At 61.9% G+C, this 223-nt stretch carries 1 pseudogene; it reads left to right on the forward strand.

From position 1 onward, the window contains the following. Positions 1–215 (forward strand): annotated as a pseudogene (locus tag MOV75_RS42255) (NAD(P)(+) transhydrogenase (Re/Si-specific) subunit alpha); the annotation flags it as partial. Positions 216–223 lie beyond the last annotated feature (8 nt).

A 223-nucleotide genomic window follows, 5' to 3' on the forward strand; every position in this document is an offset into this window, starting at 1 on the left:
ATGGCATCAAGATCGTCGGCTACACCAACGTCGCCGGCCGCGTCGCGGCCTCGGCCTCCAGCCTCTACGCACGCAATCTGTTCTCCTTCATCGAGACCATGGTCGACAAGACGGAGAAGAAGCTCGCCGTGAACTGGGACGATGAGCTCGTCAAGGCCACCGCCCTGACCAAGGACGGCGCCGTCATCCACCCGAACTTCCAGCCGAAGGCGTAAGGAGAGAT

The organism is Bradyrhizobium sp. PRIMUS42 (assembly GCF_023006515.1).
In the GTDB taxonomy this organism is placed as follows: domain Bacteria; phylum Pseudomonadota; class Alphaproteobacteria; order Rhizobiales; family Xanthobacteraceae; genus Bradyrhizobium.